Raw genomic sequence first — 22476 nt, 5'->3', positions numbered from 1 at the left:
GTTTTTTATGGAAGGCTTATTTGGATGCCAGTGCGTAATAAACGCGGAAGCCGTTCCACGTCCAGTCTTTGACCTGTCTGGTCAGCCCGGCGGTGTTGTACATCTGGAACATGATCGCCATCGGGCCTTGCTGCATCTGCTCTTCCTGCAAGGTGTGATAGAGGGCAATACGTTTTTGCTCATCGGGTTCGAGCAGCGCTTCGGTGACTTTTTTATTCATCGCCGGATCGAAATACGAAGCACGCCAGCTCGGATACTGGGTTTTCTTGGCTTCTTTGCTGTTGTCCGGGTTGTAGACCAGACGCGAGGCGTTACCGTGCGCATCCGGCACCGAGGTCTGCCATGCCATCATGGCGCTCTGGAATTCACGCCCGCGCACGCGGCTGAATAACTGGGCATTGGCCATGCTTTCGATGGAGAGTTTTACGCCGATTTTCGAGGCATTTTCCTGCGTGCTCTGGGCGATAGGCGCCGAGTGCGGCAGGGTGCCGATGATCAGTTTGGCGGAGAAACCGTCGGGATAACCGGCTTCGGTCAGCAACTGTTTGGCTTTCGCCAGATCCAGTTTGAACGGCTGTCCGGCATCTTTATCCAGCGCACCAAAGGCGCCGAGCTGGGCGAAACTGGCGCGCGGTACACCGAGATACGGCATCACGGTGGAAGCCAGCCCCTGATAATCAATCAGATAACGCATCGCGAGGCGCACTTTCGGGTTTTTGAAAATCGGGTCTTCGCTGTTAAAGGTCCAGAAGAACAATTGCGGCTTGAGGACTTTCTCCACCTTCACCTGACCGCCTTTGTCCAGATCACGTAAATCGTCCGGCGCCAGGTCACGGGCGATATCCACATCACCCTGTGTCAGCAACAGGCGCTGCGTGCCGGTTTCCGCAACGTGGCGGATCAGGATGCGTTGCAGTTTCGGTTTCTCGCCCCAGTAATCTTTATTCGCCTGCAACACCACGCCTTCACCGGCATTCCAGCGCATCAGCTGATAGGCACCGACGCAGGCGGTGTGCGTGGTCAGGTATTTGTTGCCCATGTCGTCGCCAACGGCATTTTTCTCCACCAGCGCCTGATCCAGCGTGGTCGACACGTTATTGGCGGCGATAGCCTGTAAGACCAGATTGGTCGGGTACGGCTGGTCGAATTTCATCACCAGCGTGTTGTCGTCGGGCGCGGTAATGCGTTCTTTGACGTTATCTTTGGTAAAGCCATATTCAGTCAGGGTGGCGGAATTGCCGAAACCGAGCAGCACCACGCGCTGCAACGACCAGGCGACGTCTTTCGCTGTGGCTTTATTGCCGGACGGGAACGTCATGCCGGTATTGAGATGGAAGGTGATTTGTTTACGATCAGGCGAGATATCCCAGCTTTTTGCCAGGCGCGGAATAACGCGGGATTCGTCTTTCGGATCGAAATCCACCAGCGTGTCGCAGGTGTTTTTGATGATTTCATTAGTGACCACTTCGCCAATCTGCGCCGGGTCAAAGGTGCTGATTGCGTCAATATTCCATGCCATCACCAGCGAATCCGCAGGCGTCGCGGCCTGTGCAGCCGTACTTCCCCATGTGAGACCAATCATTGTGGCGAGGATTTTTGTTCTGGTGTTGAGCATAAATCGGGTTCCTTTGATTAAAAAAAAACGAGCGTAAAATAGTGAATCTCTGTCAGCCCCTTTCGCAGAAAGAGAAGGCGTATTCGGTCAACTCCCTCCCCTGCGAAGGGGAGGGTTGGGGTGGGGTATTAATGGCATCACCGGAGTTGCCTGCTAAACCCCCTCCCGGCCTCCCCCTTCGCAGGGGGAGGAGCAGACCCACTCCCTGTCATCAGAGAGGGTGCTTCAAACTTTTATTCAGGACGTGGCTGAACCGGCGGTTTGACTTCCGGCGGGATCGGGCACACATAAGGGGTTTCAGCGGTCAGTTCCTGATGCGCCTGTTTGGCGGCTGCCATCAGTGCGCTGTCGGTCAGGGTGTCGATGGCGGTGGCGGCCATGATTTTGGCGACGTAAGCCAGCCCTTTATGCGCGGCAGGCATTTTCCCCTGCGCGGTGAGCTGCCACGAGTGACCCGGTGTCCCGATGGCGTAAGTCGGGACATGCGCCTGCACGGTCGGCATTTTCCAGCTGATATCACCGACGTCCGTTGAACCCAGCATCAGTTCGCCGGAGGTTTCCAGCGGGACAATGAATTCGCATAACGGTGAGGCGTCCTGCGGTTTTTTGAGGCCGATGCGGCGGTAGGCGCTTTGCAAATCCTGCGGGCTGAGCGTGGCCTGAATTTCAGCGGCAAAGGCTTTGTCAGCCGCGTCGAATTCCAGCGGACCGAGCAGTTCGAAGTTACGCTGCATGGCTTCTTCCAGCGGGCGGTTGCCCAGCAGGTTGGCCACGGCGCTCATGATGCTGATATCGACGGTGGTTTCGGTCATCAGCGCCGCGCCCTGTGCGACTTTTTTCACGCGCTCGTTGAGTTCAAACATGGCATGTACGTCGCGTGAACGGATGGCATAACGCACGGCGGCACGCGCCTGCACCACGTTCGGCGCGATGCCGCCGGAATCGAGCATCGCATAGTGAATGCGGGAATCCTGCGGTACGTGTTCGCGCAGGTAGTTAACGCCGACGTTCATCAGTTCAACGGCGTCCAGCGCACTGCGTCCAAGATGCGGCGAGGCGGCGGCGTGCGAGGAGCGGCCGTGGAAGACGAAATCCATGCGGGTATTGGCCAGCGATTCGGCGCGGGCAACTTCAGTAAAGGCATTCGGGTGCCAGGTGATGGCGACGTCCACGCCGTCAAACGCCCCGGCGCGCGCCATAAAGGATTTGGCGGCGCCACCTTCTTCCGCCGGACAGCCGTAATAGCGCACGCGCCCCGGCGTGCCGGTTTGTGCCAGCCAGTCTTTCAGCACCGTAGCTGCCAGCATGGCGGCAGAACCCAGCAGATTGTGCCCGCAGCCATGCCCCTGACCGTTGCCCGGCAGCGGCTCAGGACGGGCAATCCCGGCCACCTGACTCAGCCCCGGCAGCGCATCGTATTCGCCGAGAATCGCAATGATCGGACCGCCTTCACCGGCTTCGCCCATCACGGCCGTCGGAATATCGGCGACATTTTCAGTGACGCGAAAACCCTGTTCTTTCAGCATCGCCGTGTGTTCGGCAACGGAACGGTATTCGGTATAGCAAATTTCAGGCATGCCCCAGACGCGATCGCTCAGGGCGGTGAACAGGGCTTTTTTGGCGTCGACCAGGCTCCAGACGGTTTCTTTATTCTGCGCAGATGCGTTATTCAACGGAGACTCCTTGTGCCAGTGGCTACGGTTTTATGAGGTCAGTGTGTCGGAGGAACCTGTTCAGAATGTGTGCAGAAAAGGCAAAGATCCAATGAGTCTTTCAGCTGACCCATTCCAAAACCGCATAGATATTTTGAGATATGCGAAAACAGAATAGTCAGCGTGACTCTCTGAATAGAAAGGAGAAATTACAGGTTGCGGGGAGCCTCACGCGGGAGCCTGGCGTGGAAAGGGAACATTTTTACCGCCGGAACCGGTCAGGCGACGGCGCGGGTCTGGTGCAACTGGCTGGCTTTATTCCACAGACGTTCGGCCTGCGGGGTACGGAATTTTTCCAGCCGGTAAAGACGGATGCTGGCCTGAATATCCCAGCTTCGTTCTCCGGCGCGGATAAGCGAGCCGTTCGCCAGTTCCTCGCAGATCAGGCTGGTGGGCAACCACGACACGCCGCAGCCGGAAATGGTCATCGCTTTCAGGCCGCTGCACATCGGATTTTCATACACCGGCTTCAGCGGCAGCGGGCGCGACGCAAACAGGGCACTCAGCGCGTGGGCAAAAAAGGACCGATTGCCGTAACTGAGATAAGGAAGCTGGACGCGGGTGCCGCCAAAGGGGCTCAGCGGGAACAGGGGTTTGCCGTCATCGTCTGGTGCACAGACGGCCAGCGCATTCTCTTTTCCCAGTTCGATATAGGGAAAGCGTTCGAGCTGTTTCATCAGCGGGACGGAATCATGGGCGTAGGTCAGCAGAAAATCCGTTTCGCCATCCAGCAGCAGGGAAATATTGCCGCTGAATGACGGCTGCTGATCGCACAAACGAATGTAGCCGTACTGATGCGACGGGTCGATCTGGTTGATCCAGTCGGGGAAAAAGGTCAGGGAGAGCGTATTGAGCGCGGCAAAATGCACGATGGCGTGCTTCTGCGCATGGCGCTCACGCAGGTCGCTGCGCAGTTGTGTCATGGAAAACACCAGATCTGCCGCAGTATGCAGGAAGTCCTGGCCTTCCGGCGTCAGGCGTATCGGGTAGGTTTTGCGGTCAAAAAGGGGCACGCCAAGCCATTCTTCCAGTTGCTTAATTCGTCGGCTCAGCGCGGACTGGGTGATGTTTCTTTCACTGGCGGCTCGCGTAAAGCTATAGCACTGAGACACACTGAGAAAATCTTCAAACCACTTCAGTTCCATCAGAAAACCTCTGGCGGGTAATAAGCCCGTAATAACAAGCAATAAATGCGCCAGAGTTTAAAAACTGCTTAACATATTAGTTTCAATCCATGTCCGCCCGCAACCCGGCTTATGCCGGAAAAACAGACAACATCAGTACGCTAAATCACCTGCACCACCAGCGTGCAATTGCGCTATTTTGGGGTATTTTGCGGGTGCCAGCGCAAACGCTTTCGCTGATGAGTCGACGCCGTTTGCTACACTTGTCAGCATTTTCCGCTGGTTTCCACCCCTATCTCAAAAATAACCGTTCATATATTCATCATTTAGCCAGAAATTTTTAGGGATTTAAAATGGGCGAAACCCCCAGGAATATTCTTTTACAAAGGGGATTGTCTGGTTATTCACTGCGCAAACTGAACATTCATCCTGATTTGGTTAACAAAATGTTTTTTTATGTTTGTTTGTTGTAACTCACAGTCTGTGTAAATGCCTGATGGTTATATTGACGTCAAGGAAAGGAGTTGCCAAATTGATAGCCCCAAGGAAGACCAGTGATTATTTCCGGTAAGATTTTGTAAAGACAGCTTTACAGATCGAAGGAAAAAAATGGCAGTTCACCATGCTCTGGTTGGACTTATTGCAGCACACGAGCAAACACAGTCACCCGCAAATAAAAATAAAGGGTGACGTGAGCTGTATACACAACACACACATCCACATCACCATTAATCGATGGAGCAGAAGCGATGACAATCTCTTTAGGTAAGTCGGGGCTACTGAAATTCAGTATGGGCCTGATTGCGCTGACCGTTGCGGCCAGTGTCCAGGCAAAAACGTTAGTGTATTGCTCTGAAGGTTCACCTGAAGGCTTCAACCCTCAGTTGTTCACCTCTGGCACCACGTATGACGCAAGCTCCGTGCCTATCTACAACCGTCTGGTTGAATTCAAGATCGGGACCACTGAAATCCAGCCGGGTCTGGCTGAGAAGTGGGACGTGTCTGCTGATGGCAAAACCTACACTTTCCATCTGCGCAAAGGCGTGAAGTGGCAGGACAACAAGGAATTCAAACCGACCCGTGATTTCAACGCGGACGACGTCGTGTATTCCTTCGAACGTCAGCTGGACAAAAATAACCCTTACCACGGCGTTTCCGGCGGCAGCTACGAATACTTCGAAGGCATGGGTATGGGCGATCTGATTAACAAGATCGTGAAAGTGGACGACAACACCGTACAGTTCGTGCTGAACCGCCCGGAGTCTCCGTTCCTGGCTGACCTCGCGATGGACTTCGCTTCTATCCTGTCTGCGGAATACGCTGACAACATGCTGAAAGCGAAAACCCCTGAGAAAGTCGACCTGGATCCGATCGGTACCGGTCCGTTCCAGCTTCTGCAATACCAGAAAGATTCACGCATTCTCTACAAAGCCTTCCCGGGCTACTGGGGCACCAAGCCGCAGATCGACCGTTTAGTCTTCTCCATCACGCCTGACGCTTCCGTGCGTTACGCGAAACTGCAGAAAAACGAATGCCAGGTGATGCCATACCCGAACCCGGCTGACATCGCGGCAATGAAGAAAGATAAATCCATCAACCTGATGCAACAGCCTGGCCTGAACGTAGGTTATCTGTCCTTCAACGTTGAGAAGAAACCACTGGATGAAGTGAAAGTGCGTCAGGCACTGACCATGGCTGTGAACAAAAAAGCCATCATCGATGCGGTTTATCAGGGTGCTGGCCAGCCGGCTAAAAACCTGATCCCACCAACCATGTGGGGCTACAACAAAGACGTTGTGGATTACGAATACAATCCTGAGAAAGCCAAAGAGCTGCTGAAAGAAGCCGGTCACGCAGACGGTTTCGCTATCGACCTGTGGGCGATGCCGGTACAGCGTCCGTACAACCCGAACGCACGCCGTATGGCTGAAATGATCCAGGCTGACTGGGCAAAAATTGGCGTGAAAGCCAACATCGTGACTTACGAGTGGGGCGAATACCTCAAGCGTGCTAAGAACGGTGAGCACCAGTCTGTGATGATGGGCTGGACCGGCGACAATGGGGACCCGGATAACTTCTTCGCTACCCTGTTCAGCTGTGCAGCGGCGAAAGACGGTTCCAACTACTCCCGCTGGTGCTACAAGCCGTTTGAAGATTTGATCCAGCCAGCCCGTGCTGAATCTGATCACGCCAAACGTGCCGCGCTGTATCAGCAGGCTCAGGTTGTGATGCATGACCAGGCACCTGCGCTGATCATCGCTCACTCCACCGTATACGAACCTGTTCGCAAAGAAGTCAAAGGGTATGTCGTCGATCCGCTCGGCAAACACCACTTCGAAAACGTCTCAATGGAGTGATCGCTTACTGAATAACCCGGGAGCTGCGTTGTGTGGTGCTCGCAATCTTCGCCTGCCTGAAGGTATGTCTTGATTGCTGTGCTCCTCCGCCTTGCTCGCGGGCCATTCAGTACAGCCTTGATTCTCAAGAAAGAAATGTGAGCCACAATAAGCCCGGCGAGCTACGGTTCGCCGGGCATTTTATACAGAGAGTACGGGATATGTTGCAGTTCATACTCCGACGTCTGGGGTTAGTTATCCCAACGTTTATCGGCATTACTTTGCTGACTTTTGCCTTCGTACACATGATACCAGGCGACCCGGTCACCATCATGGCAGGCGAACGCGGTGTTTCCCCCGAACGTCACGCCCAGCTGATGGCAGATATGGGGCTCGACAAGCCTCTTTACCAACAATATTTCCACTACGTGAACGGTGTGCTGCATGGCGACCTGGGCACGTCCTTAAAAAGCCGCACCCCTGTCTGGCAGGAATTCGTACCGCGCTTCAAAGCGACACTGGAACTGGGCATCTGCGCGATGATCTTCGCGATCATTGTCGGTATTCCGGTGGGTGTGCTGGCGGCGGTAAAACGGGGATCGATATTCGACCACACGGCTGTGGGGATCTCGCTGACCGGCTATTCGATGCCGATATTCTGGTGGGGGATCATGCTGGTGATGCTGGTCTCGGTGCAGCTTAATCTGACGCCCGTATCGGGGCGAATAAGCGATACCGTCTTCCTGGATGACAGCCTGCCGCTGACCGGCTTTATGCTGATCGACACGCTGTTCTGGGGCGAACCGGGTGATTTCGTGGATGCCGTGATGCACATGATTTTACCGGCCATCGTACTGGGCACCATTCCGCTGGCGGTGATTGTGCGTATGACCCGTTCTTCCATGCTGGAAGTGCTGGGCGAAGACTACATCCGTACCGCGCGCGCCAAAGGCGTCAGCCGTATGCGGGTGATCGTCATCCACGCGCTGCGCAATGCGCTGTTGCCGGTGGTGACCATCATTGGTTTGCAGGTTGGTACGCTGCTCGGCGGCGCTATTCTGACGGAAACCATCTTCTCCTGGCCGGGACTCGGCCGGTGGCTGATCGACGCACTCCAGCGCCGCGACTATCCGGTCGTGCAGGGCGGGGTGTTGCTGGTCGCTACTCTGATCATCGTGGTTAACCTGCTGGTAGATGTGCTCTACGGCGTGGTCAACCCGCGTATTCGCCACAAGAAATAAGGGGCGCACAATGTCTCAAACCACTGAGCCGGTCGCTAACGAGTTAGTGACGGCTGCGCCAGTGCCGATGCCGCCTTTGCGCGAATTCTGGCATTACTTCAAGCGTAACAAAGGGGCCGTTGTCGGCCTGGCTTACATCATTATCATGCTGGTCATTGCGATTGGTGCGAACGTGATTGCACCACATCTGCCTGCCGAACAGTTCCGTGACGCGCTGTTGCGCCCGCCTGTCTGGATGGAAGGCGGGAGCTGGAAATTCCTGCTGGGCACCGACGACGTCGGCCGCGATATTCTGTCGCGTCTGATGTACGGCGCGCGTTTATCGCTGCTGGTCGGTTGCCTGGTCGTCGTACTTTCACTGATCCTCGGCGTGGTGTTCGGTCTGTTTGCCGGTTACTACGGCGGTGTGGTTGACGCCATCATCATGCGTGTGGTCGATATCATGCTGGCCCTGCCAAGCCTGTTGCTGGCCCTGGTGCTGGTGGCAATTTTTGGTCCATCGATTGTTAACGCCTCGCTGGCGCTGACCTTCGTCGCCTTACCGCACTATGTCCGCTTAACCCGCGCTGCGGTGCTGGTGGAAGTGAACCGCGACTACGTCACCGCGTCGCGCGTGGCCGGTGCCGGTTCTGCCCGTCAGATGTTCATCAATATTTTACCTAACTGCTTAGCGCCGCTGATCGTTCAGGCATCGCTTGGCTTCTCCAACGCCATCCTTGATATGGCAGCGTTGGGCTTCCTCGGTATGGGCGCACAGCCGCCAACGCCGGAGTGGGGCACCATGCTGTCGGACGTCTTACAGTTTGCTCAAAGTGCCTGGTGGGTCGTGACCTTCCCCGGCGTGATCATTCTGCTGACGGTGCTGGCATTTAACCTGATGGGTGATGGCCTGCGTGATGCCCTCGACCCTAAACTTAAGCAGTAAGGGGTTGGAGATGGAAACAACATTAACGAATGATGTTCAGGTCGGCAAAACGTTGCTGACCGTGGATAAACTCTCCGTTCACTTTGGTGACGAAGGGACGCCGTTCCGCGCCGTAGACCGTATCAGTTACAGCGTGAAACAGGGCGAAGTGGTCGGGATTGTCGGTGAATCCGGCTCCGGTAAATCGGTCAGTTCACTGGCGCTGATGGGGCTGATCGACTTCCCCGGTAAAGTGATGGCTGAAAAACTCGAGTTTGGTGGCCGTAATCTGCAGGGCATCAGCGAAAAAGAACGCCGCCAGATTGTCGGTGCCGAAGTCGCGATGATTTTCCAGGATCCGATGACCAGCCTGAACCCGTGTTACACCGTCGGTTTCCAGATTATGGAAGCCATCAAGGTGCATCAGGGCGGCAACAAAAAGACCCGTCGTCAGCGCACCATCGATTTGCTGAATCTGGTGGGTATTCCGGATCCGGCTTCGCGTCTCGATGTCTATCCGCATCAGCTTTCCGGCGGGATGAGTCAGCGCGTGATGATCGCAATGGCGATTGCCTGTCGCCCGAAATTACTGATCGCCGATGAGCCAACCACCGCGCTCGACGTGACCATTCAGGCGCAGATTATTGAACTGCTGCTCGATCTGCAACAACGCGAAAACATGGCGCTGATGCTGATCACCCATGACCTGGCACTGGTGGCCGAAGCCGCGCAGCACATTATTGTGATGTATGCCGGACAGGTAGTGGAATCGGCAAAAGCCACGGAAATCTTCCGTGCGCCACGCCATCCGTATACGCAGGCGCTGCTGCGCTCACTGCCGGAATTCGCCGCAGATAAAGCGCGTCTGCAATCTTTGCCGGGTGTGGTGCCGGGTAAATATGACCGTCCTAACGGCTGTCTGCTGAATCCGCGTTGCCCGTATGCAACCGATCTTTGCCGTAAAGAAGAACCTGCGCTGCGTGACCTCGCGAACGGGCGTCAGTCGAAGTGCCATTATCCGCTGGATGATGCCGGGAGACCTACTTATGAGTCCTGATAACACCCAACCGCAGCCGCTGTTGCACGCGATTGACCTGAAAAAACATTACCCGGTGAAGAAGGGCATCTTCGGCCAGGAACGCACGGTGAAAGCGCTCGACGGCGTGTCGTTTACCCTCGAACGCGGTAAAACGCTGGCGGTGGTGGGGGAGTCCGGTTGTGGTAAATCCACGCTGGGCCGCCTGCTGACCATGATTGAAGTGCCGACCGGCGGTGAGCTGTATTACCGTGGTCAGGATTTGCTGAAACCTGACGCAACCGCTGAAAAGCTGCGCCGTCAGAAGATCCAAATCGTGTTCCAGAATCCTTACGGATCGCTCAACCCGCGTAAGAAAGTCGGGCAGATCCTCGAAGAGCCCTTGCTGATCAACACCAAACTTAGCCGCGAAGAACGTCGCGAAAAAGCCCTGGCGATGATGGCGAAAGTCGGCCTGAAAACCGAGCATTACGACCGCTATCCGCACATGTTCTCCGGCGGCCAGCGTCAGCGTATTGCTATCGCCCGTGGTCTGATGCTGGATCCGGACGTGGTGATCGCCGATGAACCGGTTTCCGCACTGGACGTTTCCGTGCGTGCGCAGGTACTGAACCTGATGATGGATTTGCAGCAGGATTTAGGGCTGTCGTACGTCTTCATCTCCCACGACTTGTCCGTGGTGGAACACATCGCTGACGAAGTGATGGTGATGTATCTGGGACGCTGCGTGGAGAAGGGGCCGAAAGACGCCATCTTTAGCAATCCGCGCCATCCATACACGCAGGCGCTGTTGTCCGCGACGCCGCGTCTGAACCCGGACGAACGCCGTGAGCGCATCAAACTGACCGGCGAGCTGCCAAGCCCGCTGAATCCGCCAGCCGGTTGCGCGTTCAACGCCCGCTGCCGCCGTGCGTTCGGCACCTGCAAACAGTTCCAGCCGCAGTTGAAACAGTACGGCGATCAGCTCGTCGCCTGCTTTGCCGTCGATCAGGATGAAACCGGTACGACGCAGACGGTCGCCGTAAATCAGTAATCCCCCGCCGTTATAACGAAGCCCGCGAAAGCGGGCTTTTTTCTGGGTAATATTTAGTCAGAAGCAAATCTGATAAGGCGCCTATAATCGCCATTGTCGGCTTCTCTCAGAGCGAGAATGTATTCAGCGCGATGTGCATCTGGTGAAACGAGTTCGCCTGCTGATATCCCCCAGGGAAAGAACCCCCTTCCAAGCGCGCGACGAAGCACGTCGCAAAATATCCGGGAATGCCTTCCATTCCCATTGGGAAAAGGGTGGATCCATACAATGTCTCTGTGAAGTCTCAGGCAGATTTCATCGGGTGGGTAAGTTTCGTTTTCAATCCAGAAAATTACATTATCGAGAGTATCTCTGACACGCATTGAGATCATATAAGGCGGCGTATTCCCGATGTTTACTTCTCTGCGTCTGAGTTGCCCCGCCCATTCCCACGTTTTATTGAACATGTTGCGGTGTAATCGAAGACAGAAATCGACAGTTAAGATCTCTGTGTAAATCAGCTTCTGACGGCTGAGATGCGCTAATGCCTGCTGTATGTTCGTTTTTTCAAATTGATTCAGGTCTTCCCGGGTAAAGATGTAGTCGGGAATTAAACCGGCCAGATCGTCAGGGCTAAGTTCCGTTGCCCCTTCAGGAAGGCCATTATTGATGGTTTCGCTCATTTTTCATCCCAGAAATCCCGAGGCCATTTTTGTAATAGGTCGCTTTTAAGCTTGTCTTGTGTCGATTCTTGGAACGCTGATGATGTGGATTGCTGTTCCAGTGACATATGAATTTCAGTGTACTGATTAAGGAATTTCGCTTTTTTCCCGGCCTGCTGCTCTCTTAGTTCTTGCAGCGTTCGCCCTTGCTTTGGCTGCAAAAAGTATACAAGCTCACAATCCAAGCCCTCAGCGATTTTTTCCAGTGTATTCAGCGTTAGCGACCCTTCAATTTCACCTTTTTCTATCAGCGAAATGCGCGACTGACTTAAACCACATCGTTCGGCAAGGGAGCGGGTGCTCATACCCAGCGCGCTTCTGAGAAGTTGTATCCATCCTTTTTTTGGGCGCTTGGCTTTGCGTCGAGGTTTCATTTCATTGAGAAGGTTGTCTACCTGTTTGATTTTTAATTCTTTATCCCACATAGAGAAACCTTTTAATTGCATATTTACAATAGATTTATTGATTTTCAATATTAAATATACAATCAAATTTGGATAAATCAATTGTATATATACAATCATTTTAGAATTAATCGATTGTATATATGCAATCGATTACAACAAAAAAGGCCAGTCAGCATCCACTGACTGGCCTTACTATTTCAGAGTACGCTTACCCTTTATGACTTGCCCACCAGCTCAGCAGTTGCAGGGTGGAAGAGTAGTAATCGTCTTTCGGTGCCAGGTTCGGGCTGATGGCGCCAGCGTTGGCCATGGTGAAATCGCGCACGGCTAATAATCCCGGTGACATGTTGTAGCCCGCTTTGGTGCCGGTCATGACATCAATCCAGGCGGGTGTGGCGTCGCGTGGGGATTTTTGCCACCACAGAATAAACGGTGCCAGTTGCGGGCTGCCGGGATGCGCCCAGCCGAGATACAGCGGGATACGCACGGCATCGTAACTGAAACGCGTTGGCCAGCGGCTGGCCGGTTTCAGGGTGCCATCGGCCTGCATATCCACCCAGTCCGTCGGTAAGCGGAAATCGCCAAACGCCATTTTACTGAGCATCGCGGTGCTGCTTTCATCCAGATCTTTCCAGACTTTCAAATGGCTGTGCGCATAAAATGCCTGCCAGGCAGGGAAGATGAAATAGGACGGATTGACGGTCACGTTGCTGGTCTGATTGAAACCCTTCACGCCCGGCAGCATCACTTTGTAACCGGCGTAATCAATCACATTGTATTTGATCAGCGCCGTCTGCAATTTTTCAGAGGCTTTGGTGTAACGGCTGTCGTTCCACTTATCACCCGCCAGCAACAGCGCCCAGGCCATCAGCGTATCGCCATCAGAGGCGTTGTTGATATCTGCCACATGCGGAGTGCTGTTCGGGTCATACCGCCATGAATACAGGCCGATATCTTTGCGATAGAGCGTCGTGTTTGCCCACTGCCACAGCTTGTCGAACGTCGCCTGATCGTCATTGAACACCGCGAGCAGCATACTGAAACCCTGACCTTCGGTGTGACTGACGTTTTTATTGGCGGTATCAATGATTCGTCCATCTGGCATCAGAAAGCGACTTTTATACGCAGACCAGCCAGCATCCTGAGCCATTACAGCGGAACTGAAAAACGCGAAAATAAGGCCGAACCACAGCACCAGGCTGTAGCGCCGAAATAACGACATAGAGATTCCTTACAAACCATTTTGATAACGGAAAACGAATGCGCCTTCCGGTGTGCTTTCCTGCCAGCGCAGCGGAACATAGGGTTGCCCGCCTTGTGATAACAACCACTCAGCATACAGCCCTTCAAACAGGGCGATGAGCGCAATAGGCCACAACGCATCATCCTGCCCTTGCGGTGATGCCGGCCAGGCAATGTGCACCAGCGCCAGTTGTTGCGAAGTCGCTTCCAGCTTCACGACACCCCAGTCAAAACGGCTGAGAATATGATTGATATTGTCTTCCAGTTCGCCAAGGGTCGCAGAGGCGGGAAGCGGATGCTGGCGTGCCAGGTTATTGCCCATCAGGGTCAGAAAGCGGCGGCCATCTTCGTCATCGGCGGACGCCAGAATACCTGAAAATAGCACCTGTACCAGGCTTTGCCAGCCGGGTGTGGTGTGGCGCTGGCGGTAATATTCCTGCGCGACCTGGGTATAGTTATGTTCTTGCATGGTTTTATTTCACCGCGATTAATTTTGGCCCATCAGATAACGGAAGTAGACCTGCGCTTTACTTTCGTTGTAATCGCCGAAAGTATCGTAGCCAACCTGTCCGCCAATCTGCATGCTTTTGTTCAGATGATAGTTGCCGCCGACGCCCGCATTCCAGCCGATGCCATTTTGCGTTTTACCGCTGTAATAAGCTTCTGTGCCGTAGCCCTCAGCCACCAGATCTTCCAGTTGTTTCTGCAGGTCCGGGTTATTCGGGAAGTAGGCGCTCTTATCCTGCGAATAAGACTGATAGCCCACCGCGCCGGACAGTTTCAGATCCCAGTCGTCATATTTCTGGGTGTATTCCACCGGGAAGGAGACGCTGACATAGTTTTGCGGGCTGAAGTAACCGCCCTGACCGAAGCTGTAATAGCTGAGGTTTTTGTCGAAATCCATGTAACCGACGTTGATGCCGGTTTTCAGTTCACGATCGTCATAACGGAACGGACGTACATACAGACCGGCATTGGCGTTCACCGATTTGTTGCTCTTCACGTTGTTACCCAGATAGCTGTAATAACCCGCTTCGGCGTAAAAACCAGCGTCGCCATCGTCGTACGACAGATTGACGCTGCCGCCGTTTTTAGTGACCTGACCCCATTCCTTGCCGCTGTAATTATCTTTGGTGCCGACGTAGGACAGAATACTGTCAGTGACAGCACGACGCTCAGCTGTCACGCGCAGGGTTGTGAAGTCAGTCAGTTTCGGTGCCCATTGCACGCCACCGACCAGCGAGTTCAGATCCTGCCCGAGCGGCGTACTGCCGATATCGGCTTTATAGCTGTCACCGGTCAGCGCAGCGTTCACTTCTACGCCGGTTGCGCTTTGATTGCCTGCGGCTGGCGCTGCGTAAGTCGTTGGATCCGTACCCGTAATGGTGTTGTAGGCCACGCATTGATCGGAGGTTGCGTTAGCTGACGTACAGTTGGTGCTGGAATTCGCCGCTGCAGCCGCCTGCAATTTCGCAAAGGTGCTGTAGCTGGCGATATCCAGACCGGCCGCTGCGGCTGCGGCAGCCACATCTTTCTGCGCCGACTGTGCTGCAGCCAGTGCGCCCTGACCGAAGCGGGCATTTCCGGTACCGGACGGGCTGCCTGCGCTGAGAGAAACCGGCGTGACGCCAATACTCAGACGGGACGTATCAAACGGCACGAAGGCAAAGGTCATCGGTGCTTTGGCTTCGGTCAGCTGGCTGAGACCGCTTTCGCCGTCACGGCCACGGATCGACATATCACCCTGCGCCCAGGTCGCGGTCTTGCCCTGCAACTCGTCGAGCATGTCGTCGATCTGTTTTTCCGTGGCATTACGCTGTGTGACCGCTGTCGGTTCGGTCGTTGCCGCCGGAATATTTCCCGGCGTGGAAACCTGATCTGATACCTGCCACGGCAATACGGCACCGTAAGAAGATTGTGTCGCCGGTCGTGAGGCGGAGGTGCGTGTTGAGCGGTTGATGAACGGGTTGTCGCTGATCTGCAATCCGGCCACCTGCGCCTGACTGTCTGTGCCTTCCAGCCCGATCATCTTGCCCTTCGCAGAACGCAGTAACGCCAGCGCCTGCTGATGATCGCCCTGTGCTTCGGCGACGCGCGCTTCGAGTAACAGACGGTCCGGCGTACGCGGTCCGCGCAGGCCTTCCATCAGCGTTTTAGCACGCTGGTTATCGCCTTCGCCCAGCGCAACGTTAATCGCACCGACGCGTGCATCCTGTGTCGGTGTGTCGTTGCTCATCAGGTAGTTATAGACCTGACCGGCTTGCTTATTGAGTTTTCCGGACTGATACAGGCGCGCCATCGCCAGCATCAGGTCGCGGTTTTGCGGATCAGCCTGCAACGCGACGACCAGTTTGTCGTAGGCCGCTGCGTACTGACCCTGTTCGCGCAACTGGTCAGCCTGGGTGATCACGAAACCGTTACGCAGGCTCGCCAGCGCTGTCGGTGACGTGCCGGACTGGATTTGTGGATTTTGCAGGAAGGCTTGCGCCTCATTGCTCAGACCGGCCTGATTCAGCACGCTGACCTGATCGGCGTAATCCCCGGCATTGCCGGTGACGCCCTGACGCATATTCTGGCGAACCAGTTGCACCGCCAGCGGAAGCTGACCGGCCGCCGCCAGGTTTTTCGCCAGCGCGCCGACATCCGCAGGCGCGGCTGGTGGATTCTGTGCCAGCGCACGCAAGGTGTTAGACGCAGCGGCGGCATTGCCCTGTTGCAGATAGCTTTCGGCATCGGCCATTTGCGCATTGAAGTTGGCGCGCTGCGCCAGTTCACGCATCCCCTGATTCTGACTGCTGCGCGGAATACGCGAGAGCAGGGCGTTGGCGGTTGACCAGTTTTTGGTTTCTGACGCGAACAGGGCCGCGGCGTACAGATCGGCAGAAGAGGCACCCGGACGCGCAGACGGCGCCATGATTGACTGTGCCTGCGCGGTTTGCCCCTGCGATTGCAGGATGCGCGCCATATCCAGTTTCACCCAGACATTTGACGGCTGACGTTCCCGTGCCTGCTGAAGAATATTCAGTGCGCGCTGCGGATCGTTGTTCGCTACGGCCTGGGCGGCCTGACGGCGCATTGGCTCGATAACATCCGCCACGGTCGGCGGGTTCATTTTGGCCTGAATCCCGGCTGGCAGCGTTTTCAGCACCTGACTGGCTTCGGCGGTTTTGTTCTGCTGACGCAGCACGTAATACAACCCGGCGCGGGCATCGGCATTATCGCCCAGCGCGCTGTATTGTTGCTCAGCCCCGGCCAGATCGCCTTTGCGGCGCAGAATATCCGCACGCAACAGGCTGGCTGACTGACCTTTCTCACCACCGACCTGCGTCAGCGGAGTGACGGCAGCCAGTGCGGCGTCGTAACTGCCGGAGCCGGCGGCGTCTTTGGCTTTCGCCAGTTGGGCGTAAAACGCGGAATCCTGTGCCTGATTGCTCAACTGGGCGCTGTTCGGGCCGCCCTGTGCGGCAGCTTTGCTCAGATACTGTGACGCCTGCTCAAAGTTACCGCTGCGCTGCGCGATATAACCGAGACCGGCCAGTGCATCGGCGTCATTCGGGTTATCGGCCAGTACGCTTTCAAACTTAGCTTTCGCGCTGTTGACGTCGCCGCTGTTCAGTGCCGTGAAGCCCTGACCTTTCGCCGCGCCGCCGATGTTTTTCTGGAAGTAAGTCATCACGCCGGTGTCGTTCGGGTGACGCGCCTGATAGCCCTGATAAAAATCACGGTCAGCTTCCTGCGGCGTCATCCACAATAATGCCTGACGTAATGAGCGGTCGGCTTCGGTGCTGGAACCGGCCATCGTGCTCAGTAATTTTATACCGTCGCGGCGGGTGGATTCCTGATACGTCAGCACCTTACCCAGACCAAGGCGCGCCTGTGTGTCGTCAGGACGCGAGGCGACACGCTGTTGTAACCCGGCAATGGCCTGCGGCTGGAGCGACTTGTCGCCCGCCATCGTCAGATAGTATTCGGTCGCCAGGCTGTCGAGTGGCTGGTTGCCGTTAAAGATCGTGCGGTACGCCGAAAGCGCACCGCTGACGTTGCCCTGCGCGGCCATCTGGCGGGCAGAAGCCAGCTGAGCCGGCGGGATTGACTGCATAGCTTTGGCGCTGTTGAGCGATGTCAGACGCGGATCGTCCGGCGAGGCAGCGGCCAGTTTTTCGCGCCACTGACTGGCTGCGGTTTTATCGCCACTTTGCATGGAATACAGCGACATCAGGTACAGCGCTTGCGCATTGTCTGGCTCAACCAGCAGCACTTTCTGTAAGGCGTCTTTCGCCAGGTCGTCATGGGCGCGTTCATGCCAGTAAGCGGCCTGATCAAACAACGCCTTCATGGCAGGATTGGTGGTATCCGCTGCAAAGGTGGTGGCACTAAAACTCGCTACTCCGGCGATCCCTACCAGATAAATAGCCCTGATCACCGCCAGGGACAGTTTATGTTTCTTCATTTTCCAGCTCCGGTAATCGCCAGAGAGTCGCCGCCCGAAATCGGGGCGATCTTCATTGTTTTTGTTTTAAAGCCGATGCTTTTCATTTCTGACCCAGACGTTTGGCCGCGTGACGACGCAGGACAACGAACAGGCTCAGGCCAACCACCAGCGAAAGCAGGGTCGCAATCAACGACAGGATCACGATGTGTTTGCTGGCATACCAGAGCACCATCATGTACCACGGCATTTGCCCGGTCGGGAATTGCTGACCCACTGAGAAGCTGCGGATGCCATTTTCATCGGTAATAATCGCCAGATCGCCGCGCACGTTGGCGTTGATTTTGGGTGATTTCAAATCGTTATGGATTTTCAGCAACTGTTGATCGTCTGTACCGGTTGCCAGCACGACCACATGGTCGGCAGACCAGCGCGAACGGTAGCTGACGAAGCCACGCCATGCGCCGGTTGAGGACAGATAACGGTCTGCATCGACCGGCTGGCGGTACCAGTCACCGGTCAGCCAGGCGACAACGCGCTGCATTTCGGTCGGCGTTTTTACGCCCATTGAGCCACCGTTGATGCTGAAAGGAGAGTCCGCAAGTAACTGCTGGTTGAATGGCGTGTCGCCCAGCGTGGTGACGGCCAGAATATCGCGGTCAAACAGCGGGTTATTTTGTTCATCACCGTTCAGGCCGAAGGCCACCTGCACATGATTCACCGGCATGCCTGTGGCTTTACCGGCGCGTGAGGCCAGGTTCAGCAGGGTGTGGATTTCATCCGCCGTCGGCGTTTGCGGCAACAGCATCAGGGTGTCGGAGAAATCAGCCAGTTTGGAGTACGGATAAGACGCGCCGACGAAATACGACAGGTTCGGTAACTGGGCGAAGTGGTAGCTTCCGCTCAGATCGATGAAAGATTTTGGATCGATACGGCTCTTAATATTGTCGCTGGTCAGAATGCTGCACGGCGCATCTTTTTTCGGCTTGATGTCGAAATAGAATTGCAACTGGTTGTCGCCGTAAATCAGGTAGGGCGCGAGTTGCAGCGTGTAGCGTTCCTGACGGCTGTCACCGCCCAGGCGACGCCAGATATTTTCCACCAGACCCACTTTGTTGACGGTCAGGCTGCGCAGGAAGTTGCTGTTGATGGAGACGTTGAGTCTTGAACTGTCTTCATCAATCCAGTTTTCGGTGGGGAAACGGTAATCAATGCGCACCGGAATATTGTGTCCGTCCCACATGAACAGATCTGGCGCAGCGCGGAAGGCGACCTGAATGCCGTCGTGATAAATGCCGTTTGAAATCAGCGAATCTTGATCTTTACCCGCCAGTTCACCCAGCGTCACCGGCCGTGAGGTGTCAATCCAGCGCGGCGCGTCATACGGTTTGCTGGACGGAATGGTTTGCTGGGCCACATCCAGATGGTCGGTGTTGTTCGGCATCCCGCCACTGATCAGGCGATACGCAGCCTGACGCAGTTGGTTATCGTCATTACCGAGTACCAGCAGCAGCTTGTAAACCGGATTGATCGGGTTATCGATAATCTGAATCGATGCGCCGTTGCTCGCCGGCAACGTCAGTGAACCGATTTTATCCCCCGGCTTGCCGAACAGAATGCCATTCTGATCCGGCAAATCATTCAGGATGACCGGGAAATCGACGCTGCGATAATCGGACAACATGCCGAGATAAGAAGAGACCATCGCCGCAGCGCTGATATCGCCCGGTTTCATGGCAGCAGAGAAGCCCATGGTGATTTTGGACTCCTGCATCTGCAGGCCATCAAAGAACGGACGCGGGAAGTTACCCAGATTACGGCCAATATTCAGTTGCTGACCTTCCAGCCCGATGCTGGTGGTGGGCAAAATAGTGACCCAATATTTATCCGACTGATCTTTCTCGCAGGTCATGGTGTTGCTGTCATGCACGCGGAAGCTCAGGTTGTTGTTGGATACCACCATGGCTGCCGGAATATCGAGATCGTAAACATCGCCGCCGTTGCTGCTCTGATTCAGCGGCAGGTTACCCAGCGGCTGGCCGTTGAGCATCAGTTCGAGTGTGGTATCGCGGGCAATCAGCGCCGGAGAAATTTTCAGTGCCAGCGACAGGTGCGCGTTAGTCACCACTTCATCGGCAGGCAGGGTGAAAATGATACCGGACTGCAACTGGCCGCCGCTGAGCGTCAGCCCGTTTGGCTGGCCCATTTCGGCAACGGTGACGTTGCTGGTCACCGGCTGAACCAGCGGCATTACCGGCGCAGGGGCAGCGGAAGGATCGGCAGTTACATCAGGCATCGCCGGGCTGTTATTCACCGGCGTGGTATCCGTCTGTGGTGCATCTGCGGCCGGGGCTGGCGTTGTGTCACCGGCTGGCGCCGTTTCACCCGGCATCGGCATGACCGGCGGTAGCCATGACGGCGCGGCTGGCAGGCTGGTTGCCGGATCAACGGCTGGTGCCGGCGCGTCTTCCGCCTGTGACAACGGCAGACTGCTGAACGTCAGCAACAAACCGGTGGTGATTTTTCTGAACAGGGATGCGCCCCGTGCAGCCAATAAACGGCGCTTACTCATGAGGTTATAAGGTCGGTTCATGCTGCTTCACTCTTGCTGGTGGCGTCAGCGGGTTTATTTTTAGCACGGCGTTCCTTCCACGTGTTATAGAACAACTCGAACACGCAACGGATGATGCTTACCAGCGATCTGAACGGGTTATCCGGCGGGTATTCTTCGCCAATCCAGGCATCAGCACGGCATAAGACCACGCGAACCAGCTCGCGGCGTTTCGATAACGGCAGGTTTTCAAATTGCAGACGCAACCGCTCTTTGTCTCCGCTGATTTGTGTCACCGGGAAACTTTCCGCGCCGGAAGACAACTGAATTTCTACTTCTTCAATTTCTTCATCCAGATAGCGCACGTCCGGCGTCACCAGCTGCACGCCGCCCATCGACATATCGATAGTAGTGGTGCGCAGTGAAATACCATTGGCGTAATGAATAATCGCCGGGATGGCCACATCGATACGGATAGTTTTACGCACCTGACGGGTTTCTTTCGCTACTGCAATCGCTGCCAGCAAAATCAGCACACTGAAACTGCCCCACGCGATATTCAGCGCAATAACGTTTGGGTCGATGGCAAAGTAATTGTGGAAGATGGCGCGCACGATGCCGTAACCGATGCCGATAATCATCAGGATGGCGACAATCAGGTGAGGTTTGACGATGTTGAAGTCGAAGAAACCGACGTCCAGCAAACCGCCTTTATCCGTCACGTTAAACTTGCCGCGTTTTGGTGCGAACATCGTCACCAGCGTGGGCAGGATCAGGTGGAAGGCCATCACGGTCTCGTAAATCTCACCCCAGAAGGTGTAGCGGAAACGCCCGTTCATGCGGGAGTTGATGTACAGCGACATCACCAGGTGCGGCAGCGCGTAAGCAAAAATCAGGCTGGCGGACGAGGAAATAATGTTCAGGTTGAACAGCAGGAACGCCAGCGGTGCGGTCAGGAACACCACACGCGGCAGACCAAACTGGAAGTGCAGCATGGCGTTCAGGTAGCACAGGCGTTGCTGCCATTTCAGACCGCGGCCGAGCAGCGGATTATCCACCCGAAAAATTTGCGTCATGCCGCGCGCCCAGCGGGTACGCTGAATGACGTGCAGACCCAGACGTTCGGTCGCCAGACCGGCGGCCAGCGGGATATCCAGAAACGCGGTATTCCAGCCACGACGCTGCATTTTCAGCGCGGAGTGTGCATCTTCGGTAACCGTTTCAACCGCAAAACCCCCCACTTCTTCCAGGGCCACACGGCGGATAACCGCACAGGAGCCGCAGAAGAACGTCGCATTCCAGTTGTCGTTACCTTGCTGAACCGGGCCGTAGAACAGGGCACCTTCGTTGGGCATGGTGCGGCCCGCAGACAAGTTACGTTCAAACGGGTCAGGTGAATAGAAGTAGTGCGGTGTCTGGATCAGCGCCAGACGCGGGTCTTTCAGGAAGCTGCCGACCGTCGCCTGCAGGAACGCGCGGGTGGCCACGTGGTCACAGTCGAATACGCAAATCAGCTCGCCTTTGGTGAGTTTCATTGCATGGTTCAGGTTGCCGGCTTTGGCATGGGAGTTGTCGTTACGGGTGATATATCCCACGCCGGCGTCAGCGGAGAACACCGCAAATTCGTCCCGTTTACCGTCATCCAGAACATAAATTTTGATTTTGTCTTTCGGATAATCGATGCACTGCGCCGCCAGCACGGTGTCACGTACTACGTCGAGACTTTCGTTATAAGACGGAATATACACATCGACGGTTGGCCACAGCGTGGTGTCATCCGGCAAAGGTTCGATGGTGCGTTTTAATGGCCAGGTGGTTTGCAGATAACCCAGCAACAAAATTAGCCAGACATACAGTTCGGCAAGGAATAAGCCGATCCCTAAAATAGCTTCTATTGTTGAATTAAAATGCAGCGTTTCCGTCGCGCGCCAGTAAATATAACGCGTCGACATCATGACGGACATGATGACCATCACCACGCTAATCCGTCGGCTTTTACTGATGCCAAGCAGGAATAACAGACCGATGCTGATCAGGCCAAAAATGTACTGCTTCTGGCTGTCCATCGGGGTAATGATGATGACTGCTGCCACCGGCAGCAGCAGAAGTACAAGAAGAGAAAACAGGAATTTATTCATCGCTTTT

15 protein-coding genes are annotated in these 22476 nt (G+C 55.3%); 5 read left to right on the top strand and 10 right to left on the bottom strand.

Annotation, left to right across the window (positions count from 1 at the left end):
• Positions 1–16: 16 nt before the first annotated feature.
• The 3 genes from DXU84_RS15510 to DXU84_RS15500 all read right to left on the bottom strand — a co-directional run bounded on the left by DXU84_RS15510 (position 17) and on the right by DXU84_RS15500 (position 4472).
• The gene (locus tag DXU84_RS15510; protein WP_153376176.1) at positions 17–1615 is read right to left on the bottom strand and encodes an ABC transporter substrate-binding protein; all 1599 of its coding nucleotides are present in this window, start codon (positions 1613–1615) and stop codon (positions 17–19) included.
• A 233-nt stretch (positions 1616–1848) separates the two neighbouring features.
• A complete protein-coding gene (locus tag DXU84_RS15505; RefSeq protein ID WP_121020024.1) occupies positions 1849–3288 on the bottom strand; it encodes a M20 family metallopeptidase in 1440 nt (479 codons plus the stop codon).
• 257 nt (positions 3289–3545) lie between these two features.
• Positions 3546–4472 carry a LysR family transcriptional regulator gene (locus DXU84_RS15500; protein ID WP_013573443.1) on the bottom strand — a complete coding sequence of 309 codons (927 nt, stop codon included), beginning with the start codon at positions 4470–4472 and terminating at the stop codon, positions 3546–3548.
• Positions 4473–5200: 728 nt separating this feature from the next.
• On the opposite strand from DXU84_RS15500, the gene dppA reads away from it, so the two are divergent.
• From dppA to dppF, 5 genes are all read left to right on the top strand, one after another.
• Positions 5201–6808, top strand: a complete 1608-nt coding sequence (gene dppA, locus DXU84_RS15495; protein ID WP_037033811.1) for a dipeptide ABC transporter periplasmic-binding protein DppA — start codon at positions 5201–5203, stop codon at positions 6806–6808.
• Positions 6809–7008: 200 nt separating this feature from the next.
• Entirely contained in the window at positions 7009–8028 is a 1020-nt protein-coding gene (dppB, locus tag DXU84_RS15490; protein ID WP_013573445.1) for a dipeptide ABC transporter permease DppB, read from the top strand.
• Positions 8029–8038: 10 nt separating this feature from the next.
• Positions 8039–8953: a dipeptide ABC transporter permease DppC gene (gene dppC, locus DXU84_RS15485; protein WP_013573446.1), complete on the top strand. Its 915-nt coding sequence runs from the start codon at positions 8039–8041 to the stop codon at positions 8951–8953.
• A 10-nt stretch (positions 8954–8963) separates the two neighbouring features.
• On the top strand, positions 8964–9989 hold the full coding sequence (gene dppD / locus DXU84_RS15480; protein WP_013573447.1) for a dipeptide ABC transporter ATP-binding protein: 1026 nt from the start codon (positions 8964–8966) through the stop codon (positions 9987–9989).
• Positions 9979–11001 carry a dipeptide ABC transporter ATP-binding subunit DppF gene (gene dppF / locus DXU84_RS15475; RefSeq protein ID WP_013573448.1) on the top strand — a complete coding sequence of 341 codons (1023 nt, stop codon included), beginning with the start codon at positions 9979–9981 and terminating at the stop codon, positions 10999–11001. The genes dppD and dppF overlap by 11 nt, the downstream gene beginning before the upstream one ends.
• Before the next feature lie 53 nt (positions 11002–11054).
• On the opposite strand, the gene DXU84_RS15470 is transcribed toward dppF, so the two are convergent.
• The 7 genes from DXU84_RS15470 to bcsA form a co-directional block, all read right to left on the bottom strand.
• Complete coding sequence (locus tag DXU84_RS15470; protein ID WP_153376174.1) at positions 11055–11663, bottom strand: mobile mystery protein B; 609 nt, start codon at positions 11661–11663, stop codon at positions 11055–11057.
• Complete coding sequence (locus DXU84_RS15465) at positions 11660–12127, bottom strand: mobile mystery protein A (RefSeq protein ID WP_013573451.1); 468 nt, start codon at positions 12125–12127, stop codon at positions 11660–11662. Before DXU84_RS15465 ends, DXU84_RS15470 begins: the two co-directional genes overlap by 4 nt.
• Positions 12128–12317: 190 nt before the next feature.
• Complete coding sequence (locus DXU84_RS15460; RefSeq protein WP_013573452.1) at positions 12318–13331, bottom strand: glycosyl hydrolase family 8; 1014 nt, start codon at positions 13329–13331, stop codon at positions 12318–12320.
• Positions 13332–13340: 9 nt separating this feature from the next.
• Positions 13341–13820: a cellulose biosynthesis protein BcsD gene (gene bcsD, locus DXU84_RS15455; RefSeq protein WP_013573453.1), complete on the bottom strand. Its 480-nt coding sequence runs from the start codon at positions 13818–13820 to the stop codon at positions 13341–13343.
• An 18-nt stretch (positions 13821–13838) separates the two neighbouring features.
• Positions 13839–17801, bottom strand: coding sequence for a cellulose biosynthesis protein BcsC (locus DXU84_RS15450; RefSeq protein WP_153376172.1), 3963 nt, complete (start codon positions 17799–17801; stop codon positions 13839–13841).
• Between the two features lie 82 nt (positions 17802–17883).
• Positions 17884–20373 (bottom strand): cellulose biosynthesis cyclic di-GMP-binding regulatory protein BcsB, encoded by a 2490-nt coding sequence (bcsB, locus tag DXU84_RS15445; protein ID WP_112151975.1) that lies wholly within the window; start codon positions 20371–20373, stop codon positions 17884–17886.
• Entirely contained in the window at positions 20370–22469 is a 2100-nt protein-coding gene (bcsA, locus tag DXU84_RS15440; protein WP_013573456.1) for a UDP-forming cellulose synthase catalytic subunit, read from the bottom strand. Before bcsA ends, bcsB begins: the two co-directional genes overlap by 4 nt.
• Positions 22470–22476: the final 7 nt, after the last annotated feature.

Origin of the sequence: Rahnella sp. RcJ3 (genome assembly GCF_009498575.1) — a bacterium.
Taxonomy (GTDB): Bacteria; Pseudomonadota; Gammaproteobacteria; order Enterobacterales; family Enterobacteriaceae; genus Rahnella; species Rahnella aceris.
This window is presented reverse-complemented; position numbering and strand designations above follow the sequence as displayed.

What these genes read in the sequence shown, in the direction of transcription:
- bcsA (WP_013573456.1), bottom strand. Translation starts at nt 22,469, where the DNA reads ATGAATAAATTCCTGTTTTCTCTTCTTGTACTTCTGCTGCTGCCGGTG.
- bcsD (WP_013573453.1), bottom strand. Translation starts at nt 13,820, where the DNA reads ATGCAAGAACATAACTATACCCAGGTCGCGCAGGAATATTACCGCCAG.
- dppD (WP_013573447.1), top strand. Translation starts at nt 8,964, where the DNA reads ATGGAAACAACATTAACGAATGATGTTCAGGTCGGCAAAACGTTGCTG.
- DXU84_RS15465 (WP_013573451.1), bottom strand. Translation starts at nt 12,127, where the DNA reads ATGTGGGATAAAGAATTAAAAATCAAACAGGTAGACAACCTTCTCAAT.
- dppF (WP_013573448.1), top strand. Translation starts at nt 9,979, where the DNA reads ATGAGTCCTGATAACACCCAACCGCAGCCGCTGTTGCACGCGATTGAC.
- DXU84_RS15450 (WP_153376172.1), bottom strand. Translation starts at nt 17,801, where the DNA reads ATGAAGAAACATAAACTGTCCCTGGCGGTGATCAGGGCTATTTATCTG.
- dppB (WP_013573445.1), top strand. Translation starts at nt 7,009, where the DNA reads ATGTTGCAGTTCATACTCCGACGTCTGGGGTTAGTTATCCCAACGTTT.
- dppC (WP_013573446.1), top strand. Translation starts at nt 8,039, where the DNA reads ATGTCTCAAACCACTGAGCCGGTCGCTAACGAGTTAGTGACGGCTGCG.
- DXU84_RS15470 (WP_153376174.1), bottom strand. Translation starts at nt 11,663, where the DNA reads ATGAGCGAAACCATCAATAATGGCCTTCCTGAAGGGGCAACGGAACTT.
- DXU84_RS15500 (WP_013573443.1), bottom strand. Translation starts at nt 4,472, where the DNA reads ATGGAACTGAAGTGGTTTGAAGATTTTCTCAGTGTGTCTCAGTGCTAT.
- bcsB (WP_112151975.1), bottom strand. Translation starts at nt 20,373, where the DNA reads ATGAACCGACCTTATAACCTCATGAGTAAGCGCCGTTTATTGGCTGCA.
- DXU84_RS15510 (WP_153376176.1), bottom strand. Translation starts at nt 1,615, where the DNA reads ATGCTCAACACCAGAACAAAAATCCTCGCCACAATGATTGGTCTCACA.
- DXU84_RS15460 (WP_013573452.1), bottom strand. Translation starts at nt 13,331, where the DNA reads ATGTCGTTATTTCGGCGCTACAGCCTGGTGCTGTGGTTCGGCCTTATT.
- dppA (WP_037033811.1), top strand. Translation starts at nt 5,201, where the DNA reads ATGACAATCTCTTTAGGTAAGTCGGGGCTACTGAAATTCAGTATGGGC.